The organism is uncultured Methylobacterium sp., assembly GCF_964242245.1.
GTDB lineage: Bacteria > Pseudomonadota > Alphaproteobacteria > Rhizobiales > Beijerinckiaceae > Methylobacterium.
Genome location: NZ_CAXTBY010000145.1, coordinates 1 through 7,916, shown reverse-complemented (window position 1 = coordinate 7,916; position 7,916 = coordinate 1). Strand labels below are relative to the sequence as shown.

Genomic DNA, 7,916 nt, shown 5'->3' with positions numbered 1-7,916 from the left:
GTGCCGAAGATGTAGGGCTGCATCTTCGGGTTCCAGCGGTGCGACTGGTGCCCGAAATGGGCGCCGGCCTCGAGGAGCTGGCGCATGGAGAAATCGACGGCCATGATCGGTGGTCTTTCGTTTTCCGGTTGATGCCGCCGCGGAGGTAGCGAAGGGCCGAAGACCCGGCCGATCACCGGAAACGCCCCATTCAGGCATGGGGCCGGCTCCGCGTGTGGAATGGGCGGCGCGATAGCAGAGTGAGGCGTGGGAAGCAAGGATCGACCGTGGCCGAGCTTGGCCCCGGACGGCCATCTTGCCCCGCGTGAACGTCGCGAGCGATACTGCTCGTCATGACGACGGTCGCCTTCGACACGCTGAAGTTCGCGCGGGCCTTGCGCGAGAAGGCCAAGCTTTCGCCCGAACAGGCGGAAGGGCTGGCCGACGCGATGGCGGAGGCGCTACAGGGTGACGTGGTCACGACGGCCGATCTCCGCGCCGAATTGGCGGAAACCCGGGCGGAGATCGTGCGCTGGGTTGCCGGGCTGATCGGTTTCCAGACGCTGGCGATCATCGGCGCGGTGGTGCCTCTCGCGCGAACCTTGCACTGAGGGCCAAGCACCGCCGCGGGCGTGCCGGGTCAGCCGGCCGCGAAGACCTTCGCCACGTCGTCCTCACCCATCACCCGATACGCCCCCGCCTCCAGGTCCCCCGGCAGGTCCAGGCCGCCGACGCGGTCGCGGTGGAGCGCCGTGACGTGGTTGCCGAGCGCCGCGAACATGCGGCGGACCTGATGATAGCGGCCCTCGTGGAGCGTCACCGTGGCATGCGTCGCGTCCTCGACCGAGAAGCCGACCGGCAGGAGCGGCCTGTCGTCGTCCTCCAGCACGAGCGTTCCGGAGGCGAGGATCGCGCCCTCGTTCCCGTTGAGCGGGCGATCGAGCGACACCCGGTAGCGCTTGGCCACGTTGGCCCTGGGCGCGATGATCCGGTGCAGCAGGGCGCCGTCGTCGGTGAGCAGCAGGAGGCCCGAGGTCTCCTTGTCGAGGCGCCCGACCGTGGAGAGCGCCGGGTCGCGGCGGCGCCAGCGGACGGGCAGCAGGCCGTAGACCAGGGGGCCGGCCTCCTTGTGCGAGCAGGTGACGCCGAGCGGCTTGTGCAGCATGAGCGTCAGGTGAGGGGGCGGATCGAGAGCTTCGCCGTCGACGGTCATCCGCGCGGGCAGGTCCGGCGTGACCGCGATGCGCCGGCCGGCATCGACGAGGGCCGCCCCGTCGAGCACGATGGCACCCGCGCGTGCCAGTCCCGCGATCTCGCGGCGGGAGCCGTAGCCGAGGTTGGCCAGCAGCTTGTCGAGCCGGGCGGTGGGTGCCTTCGCGCTCATGGGTATCGGGTCGCGGGAGGGCCCGGATCGCGCGCGGGTCCCTTCTCCCAGGGGGAGAAGGACAGGATGAGGGGCGTGCGTCGTCCGGAGAGGTCACGCCCCTCACCCCGACTCTCTTCCCCTCTGAGAGGGCGCTGCGTCGTGCCGGCCGGACCTCTTGCGGTGACGCGGGATGTCACTTGCGCGCCTCGAACACCTTGTAGCCGTGGGCCGAGGCCTTCACCGCCACCGCCTTGAACGCCTCGGCCAGCACGCGCTCGTAGGGCAGGTGCGCGTTGGCGGTCAGCCACAGGCTGCCGCCGGGGCGCAGGGCGTCGGCGGCGCGGCGGATGAAGACTTGGCCGAGCGCCTGATCCTCGGCGCCGCCGTCGTGGAAGGGCGGGTTCGTCACGACGAAGTCGAGGCGCGCAAGGTCCGGGTCGGGCGTGCGGATGTCGGCCCAGCGGATTGCGGCGCGCGGGTCGCCGACGTTGCGCCGGGCCATCTCGACGGCGCGGCGGTCGACGTCGATCAGGGCGAGCGCGGTCACGGCGGGCGAGGCCAGCACCGCCCGCGCCAGGATGCCGAGGCCGCAGCCGAGATCGGCGCCCGCGCCCTTCAGCGCCGGCAGCGTCGCGAGCAGCAGGGCGCTGCCGGGATCGAGCCGGTCCCACGAGAAGATGCCGGGCTGCGTGCACAGGGCGAGGTTGTCGACGTGGCGCGGTGCCCCGGCCGCGATCGCATCCTCCAGCGGCAGGGCGCCGTCGGGCCGCGTGACGCGGCAGAGGCGATGATGACGCTTGGCCTCCTCGGAGACCGTGCAGCCGAGCTCCTTCAGTTCGCGTCCAAGCCGCGACCCGCCGCGATCCTTGGGAGCCAGCACGAAGAACGCGCCGCCCGGCCGCAGGGCCCTCAGAGCCTGGGCGAGGGCGAAGCGCCGCTCGACGGTGCCGGCGGGTGCCAGCATGTCGATCCGCGCGAGGCGTCCCGCCTCGCAATCCTCGATCCGCGCGGAGCCGGGGATCAGCGGCGACACCTGAACGGCGCCCTCGGGCGCTTCGGCGAGCCCTGTCGGCGGCAGGCCGTAGACGGCATCGTGGAACGGCGTATCGGGCATGGTCTCGAAGGGTTTCGAAGCTGCGCATCGGACGCGTCGCGTGGAGCACCATCGCGCCGCCTTATCGTCCTCACCCGAACGGGAGAGGTTCCCTGCCCTTGATGGACGTCATCGAGGGCCGCGAGCCGTCAGCCGCGCGGGAATTCGAGTCCCATCTCGCGATAGCGGGCGGGGTCGTCCGCCCAGTTCTCGCGCACCTTCACGTGCAGGAAGAGGTGGACGTTCGTCTCTGCCACCTCGGCGATCTCGCGGCGGGCCGCCTGCCCGATCGCCTTGATGGTCTGGCCGCCCTGGCCCAGAACGATCGCGCGCTGGCTCTCGCGCTCGACGAAGATGGTCTGCTCGATCCGCACCGAGCCGTCCTTGCGCACCTGCCACTGGTCGGTCTCGACGGTGGAGCGGTAGGGCAGCTCCTCGTGCAGCCGGTCGTAGAGCTTTTCGCGGGTGATTTCCGAGGCGAGCATGCGGATCGGCGCGTCCGAGATCTGATCCTCCGGGTAGAGCCACGGGCCGGACGGCATCAGCTTGGCGAGCGCCTGCTTCAGGGTCCCGATGCCGTCGCCGTTCAGGGCCGAGATCATGAAGGTGTCGGCGAATAGAATCCGCTTGTTCAAGGCCTCGGCCAGCACCAGCAACTTCTCGCGAAGAATCAGGTCGATCTTGTTGAGGATCAGGATCTTGTGGCGGCGCACGTCCGGGAGCCGGGCGAGGATCGTCTCCAGCTCCGCGTCGATCCCCTTGCGGGCGTCGACAAGCAGGCAGACCGCGTCGGCGTCGGCCGCCCCGCTCCAGGCGGAATGGACCATCGCCCGGTCGAGCCGGCGCTTGGGCTGGAAGATGCCGGGGGTGTCGACCAGCACCACCTGCGCCGAGCCCTCGATCAGGATGCCGCGCACCAGCGCCCGCGTCGTCTGCACTTTTCGCGATACGATCGAGACCTTGGTGCCGACGAGGCTGTTCAGGAGCGTCGACTTGCCGGCGTTCGGCACGCCGATCAGCGCGACGAAGCCGGCCTTCGCGTCGGCCGGCGTGCCCGGCAGCAGGCTCGGGGCCGGGCGCGCGGGCTCGGGCCCGTCTTCCGGATCGTTCTCCGGCGCCTCGTCCGGCTCGTCCTGGGCCATTGCGCTCATGTCCGGTCCTCGACCGTCTCGTCCTGGGCCGGGCCGACGCCCGGGTCCTCGTATGCCACGCCTTCGGAGACCAAGCCTTCATAGGCCAAGCCCTCGCGCGCCATCACGGCGCGGGCGGCCTCCTGCTCGGCCAGCCGCTTCGACGGCCCCGCGCCGAGGCCCGCCTCGATGCCCGCGACGCGGGCGGCGATGCGGAAATGCGGGGCGTGGTCCGGCCCTGAGCGCTCGACCACCTCGTAGACCGGAACGGCCAAGCCGCGGCCCATCGCCCATTCCTGGAGCGCGGACTTGGCGTCGCGCCCGCGCGGCGCCGCGGTCGGCTCGGCCGGGCGGAACGCGGCCGCGACGATCGCCAGGGCCGCCGCGTGTCCGGCATCGAGGTAGACGGCGCCGAGGATCGCTTCGCACACGTCGGCGAGGATGGTCTGGTTCTTCCGGCCGCCGCCCATCACCTCGCCCTGGCCGAGGACGAGGTGCGGGCCGACGTCCCAGGCGGCGGCGACCGCGGCGCAGGTCTCGCGGCGCACGAGCCCGGCGAGCCGGCGCGACAGGTCGCCCTCGTCGGCGTCCGGGTAGGCGGCGTAGAGCCGGTCGGCGATGGCGAGCCCGAGCACCCGGTCGCCGAGGAATTCGAGACGCTGGTAGCTGCCGGTCCGGCCCGCGGCCTTGCTGGCGTGGGTCAGCGCACGGGCGAGCAGCGTCGGGTCGGCGAAGCTGTGGCCGATCCGGGCCTCCAGCACTGAGAGGTCGGGCCGCGACCGGGCTTTCCGCCGCGCGCGGGCGGAGGGGCGCGCGTCGTCGGCCAAGGCGGAGGTCAGTGGATCGTCGAGAACAGGCGGCCCCAACGCACGTGGGCCGGCCAGTTCCAGAGCTGCCACGCGGGCGTGCCCTCGTCAATCGAGAAGAAGATCATCTCGGCGCGGCCGACGAAGTTCTCGAACGGCACGTAGCCGACGTTGGCCAGATCGCGCGAGTCGGTGGAGTTGTCGCGGTTGTCGCCCATCATGAAGAAGTGCCCGGCGGGCACCGTGTAGAGCTCGGTCTTGTCCCAGAAGCCGTTGTCGCCGTCGCGCTCGATCGTGTGGTGGACGACGCCGTTGGGCAGCGTCTCGTCGTATTGCGGCACCTTGGTCGCCTGCCCGTAGGGGTCGATCGTCTCGTAGTCGGCGATGCGCTCGCGCTTGACCGGCTTGCCGTTGATGTTGAGCACGCCGTCGATCATCTGGATCTTGTCGCCGGGCAGGCCGATCACCCGCTTGATGTAGTCGGTGGCGTTGTCCTTTGGCAGCTTGAACACCGCGATGTCGCCGCGCTTGGGCTCGGCCGCCCAGATGCGCCCTTCGGCCTTCATCGGGAGGTACTCGCTCAACGGCAGGGAGTATTTCGAGTAGCCGAACGAGTACTTCGAGACGAACAGGTAGTCGCCGATCAGCAGCGTCGGGACCAGCGAGCCGGACGGGATGTTGAACGGCTGGAACAGGAGCGTGCGCACCACCAGCGCGATCAGCAGGGCCTGGATGCCGACCTTGATGGTCTCGCGGATGCTGGCCCAGGTCCCCGGCTGGGTCCGGACCTCGGGCTTGCCGTCGTGATCCAAGCGTGCGCGTTCCATCTGCAAATCCGTCCTGGACAGGATGCCGACGGTCCGCGCGGGCGCCGGCCCGCCGCGCCCCTGACGTGTCCGTTGCGTCGCGGCGGTCTAGACCAAGCCGGGTTCCCCCGCAACGCGCCGGCCGGAACCTTGATCGCGCGGTTGACCGTCCGGCACGGCCTCGACGATCACGAAGGCCTGCGCCATCGGCGGGTCGTCGGTGAGCGTGACGTGGATGCGGGCCGCGTGGCCGGCCGGGACCATCGCGGAGAGCCGCTCCAGCGCGCCGCCGGTCAGCCTCAGCGTCGGCTGGCCGCCGGGGAGGTTCACCACCTCCATGTCGCGCCAGAATACGCCGAGGCTGAGGCCCGTGCCGAGCGCCTTGGCGCAGGCCTCCTTGGCGGCGAAGCGCCGGGCGTAGGAGGCTCCGCGCGCCGCGCGCCGGTCGCATTTCGCCCGCTCGCCTTCCGTGAACACCCGGTGCGTGAAGCGTTCGCCGAACCGCTCCAAGGAGCGCTCGATCCGGCGGATGTCGCAGAGGTCGGAGCCGATGCCGAGGATCATGTGCGCGCGCTGTCCATCGCGCTGCGCATGTCGCGGACCGCCTGGGGCAGCCCCGAGAAGATCGCGTCGGCGATGAGCGCGTGGCCGATGTTCAACTCGCGGATCTCGTGGATCTTCGCGACGGCGCCGACGCTGTCGAGGGTGAGTCCGTGCCCGGCATGGATCTCGAGTCCGAGGCCGGCGCCGTGCCCGGCGGCGCGGACGATGCGGGACAGCTCATGCGCGACGGCCGCTTCGTCCCCCGCCAAAACCGCCTCGCAGTAGCTGCCGGTGTGCAGTTCGACCACGGGAGCGCCGAGCGCGTGCGCCGCCTCCATCACCGCAGGCTCCGGCTCGACGAACAGCGACACCCGGATGCCGGCTCGGCGCAGGGCCGTGATGCGGGGCTTGAGGTGGTCGCGGCCGCCGACGAGGTCGAGGCCGCCCTCGGTGGTGCGCTCCTCGCGCTTCTCCGGCACGAGGCAGGCCGCATGCGGCTTCAGGGCGAGGGCCAGCGCGACCATCTCGTCGGTCGCCGCCATCTCGAAGTTCAGCGGGACCGTGAGCCGTTGGGCGAGCGCCGCCATGTCGGCATCGCGGATATGGCGCCGGTCCTCGCGCAGGTGCGCCGTGATCCCGTCGGCGCCGGCCTCCACCGCCAGCAGCGCAGCGCGCACCGGATCGGGATAGGCCCCGCCGCGGGCGTTGCGGACGGTGGCGACGTGATCGATGTTGACGCCGAGGCGCAAGGGGAGTGCCGACATCCGCCGATCGTCTCCTAACTCGTGTGGGCCAAGACCGGTGAGGTAGGGCACGCCACCCCGATCCGGCCACGAAAAAAGGCCGGGCGCGCGGCCCGGCCTTCCTCGGTCTCGGGGTGCGCGGCGCTCAGCGCGCCGGGGCGGCGCCCGACGTGCTCGGCATCGTACCCGTGTTGCCGCTGTCGCGGGTGCCCATGGAGCCGGTCCCGCCCGTCGCGGTGCCGGTGGTGGCCGGCATGTCGCCGCGGTTCATCGCGCCGCCTTCCATCTTCTCGGAATTGCTCTTCACGCTGCCGGGATTGTTCATGTTGCCGGTGGCCGAGCCGGGCGTACCCGTCGTGGCAGGCGCAGCCGTCGTGGACTGCGCGAAGGCGGCGCCCGACAGGGCAAACATGAGGGCGGTGGTAGCGATAAGGGTCTTACGCATGGAATATCCTTCCTGCTGTGGGATGTGGTGGGAGAACGAGACAGGGGCCGAATGGTTCGACAAAAAGAGTCCCGTCTTCATCGGCGGCATGACTCGGCAGTGCCTGCCCGAGGGGAAACGAATACGGTCGGGGTCGGTCCCGGGACGCCGCGCCCGTTCGGTTCCTTCGGCGGGTTGCCGACGCGCCGCGCGTGCCCGCTCCTCATGCAGGCCGGGCTTGCGGAAGAGCCGAAAAAGGAATACTCGCCCCCCTCGCGTTCGCTCCGGCTGGGGGCTGAACGGACGGTGCCGTTCTCGGCGCAGGGTTCCCGCAACGTCGTCCGCGACGTCTGCGAAAAATCCGTCGTCCCGTGTCTCCGCCTTCGATCAACCGCTCGGGCCCCACAACGGCTCGAAGGGCTTGGCGCCGGGCGACATGCGAGCGAACCGGCCCGGCACGTCCTTGCGCACACGCACGTCCCGGGCCCCATTCACGCTGAAGGGCCCGAAGATGCCTCTCTACGAGCACGTATTCCTGGCGCGCCAGGACGTGACGTCCCAGCAGGTCGAGACGATGATCGAGACCTACAAGGGCGTCGTCGAACAGAACGGCGGACGTTTCGAGAAGATCGAGATGTGGGGCGTCAAGTCCCTCGCCTACCGCATCAAGAAGAACCGCAAGGCGCACTTCACCCTGCTCAACATCGACGCCCCCCCGGCGGCTCTCGCCGAGATGGAGCGCCAGATGCAGATCTCGGAGGACGTGCTGCGCTTCATGACCATCCGTGTGGAGACGCTCGAAGCCGAGCCGTCGGCGATGATGCAGAAGCGCGACCGCGACGACCGCAAGGACCGCGAGCGCGGGCGTCGTCGCGACGACGACGGCTTCGGCGGCGGTGGCGGCTTCGGCGGCGACCGTGCGGATCGGGGCGACCGCGGGGATCGCGGCGGCGACCGGCCCGAGCGCAGCTTCGGCGGGGAGAACTGAGCCATGGCTTTCGGTGCAAGTGGTGGTGCCGGCGGTGG

General features: G+C 70.7%; 11 protein-coding genes. 2 read left to right on the top strand and 9 right to left on the bottom strand.

Going from position 1 to position 7,916, the window contains the following annotated elements; all coding sequences use genetic code 11:
* A partial coding sequence (locus ACFE8Y_RS19665; RefSeq protein ID WP_375466062.1) for a 30S ribosomal protein S2 occupies positions 1 to 104 on the bottom strand: 104 nt, incomplete at its 3' end.
* A gap of 228 nt (positions 105 to 332) precedes the next feature.
* Between ACFE8Y_RS19665 and ACFE8Y_RS19660 the strand changes: the two genes are divergently transcribed.
* On the top strand, positions 333 to 590 hold the full coding sequence (locus ACFE8Y_RS19660; RefSeq protein ID WP_375466061.1) for a hypothetical protein: 258 nt from the start codon (positions 333 to 335) through the stop codon (positions 588 to 590).
* A 29-nt stretch (positions 591 to 619) separates the two neighbouring features.
* Here the strand turns inward: ACFE8Y_RS19660 and ACFE8Y_RS19655 are convergent, their stop codons facing one another.
* The 8 genes from ACFE8Y_RS19655 to ACFE8Y_RS19620 form a co-directional block, all read right to left on the bottom strand.
* Positions 620 to 1,363, bottom strand: a complete 744-nt coding sequence (locus tag ACFE8Y_RS19655; protein WP_375466060.1) for a pseudouridine synthase — start codon at positions 1,361 to 1,363, stop codon at positions 620 to 622.
* A gap of 175 nt (positions 1,364 to 1,538) precedes the next feature.
* The gene (locus ACFE8Y_RS19650) at positions 1,539 to 2,459 is read right to left on the bottom strand and encodes a class I SAM-dependent methyltransferase (protein ID WP_375466059.1); all 921 of its coding nucleotides are present in this window, start codon (positions 2,457 to 2,459) and stop codon (positions 1,539 to 1,541) included.
* A 128-nt stretch (positions 2,460 to 2,587) separates the two neighbouring features.
* Positions 2,588 to 3,589, bottom strand: coding sequence for a GTPase Era (era, locus tag ACFE8Y_RS19645; protein ID WP_375466058.1), 1,002 nt, complete (start codon positions 3,587 to 3,589; stop codon positions 2,588 to 2,590).
* Positions 3,586 to 4,395: a ribonuclease III gene (gene rnc / locus ACFE8Y_RS19640; RefSeq protein WP_375466057.1), complete on the bottom strand. Its 810-nt coding sequence runs from the start codon at positions 4,393 to 4,395 to the stop codon at positions 3,586 to 3,588. The genes era and rnc overlap by 4 nt, the downstream gene beginning before the upstream one ends.
* 8 nt (positions 4,396 to 4,403) lie before the next feature.
* Complete coding sequence (lepB, locus tag ACFE8Y_RS19635) at positions 4,404 to 5,201, bottom strand: signal peptidase I (protein ID WP_375466056.1); 798 nt, start codon at positions 5,199 to 5,201, stop codon at positions 4,404 to 4,406.
* Positions 5,202 to 5,288: 87 nt separating this feature from the next.
* Positions 5,289 to 5,744 (bottom strand): holo-ACP synthase, encoded by a 456-nt coding sequence (gene acpS, locus ACFE8Y_RS19630; protein ID WP_375466055.1) that lies wholly within the window; start codon positions 5,742 to 5,744, stop codon positions 5,289 to 5,291.
* Entirely contained in the window at positions 5,741 to 6,487 is a 747-nt protein-coding gene (locus ACFE8Y_RS19625; protein ID WP_375466054.1) for a pyridoxine 5'-phosphate synthase, read from the bottom strand. Before ACFE8Y_RS19625 ends, acpS begins: the two co-directional genes overlap by 4 nt.
* Positions 6,488 to 6,611: 124 nt before the next feature.
* Positions 6,612 to 6,911, bottom strand: coding sequence for a hypothetical protein (locus tag ACFE8Y_RS19620; protein WP_375466053.1), 300 nt, complete (start codon positions 6,909 to 6,911; stop codon positions 6,612 to 6,614).
* A 490-nt stretch (positions 6,912 to 7,401) separates the two neighbouring features.
* Between ACFE8Y_RS19620 and rpsF the strand changes: the two genes are divergently transcribed.
* Positions 7,402 to 7,878 (top strand): 30S ribosomal protein S6, encoded by a 477-nt coding sequence (gene rpsF, locus ACFE8Y_RS19615; RefSeq protein WP_375466052.1) that lies wholly within the window; start codon positions 7,402 to 7,404, stop codon positions 7,876 to 7,878.
* Positions 7,879 to 7,916 lie beyond the last annotated feature (38 nt).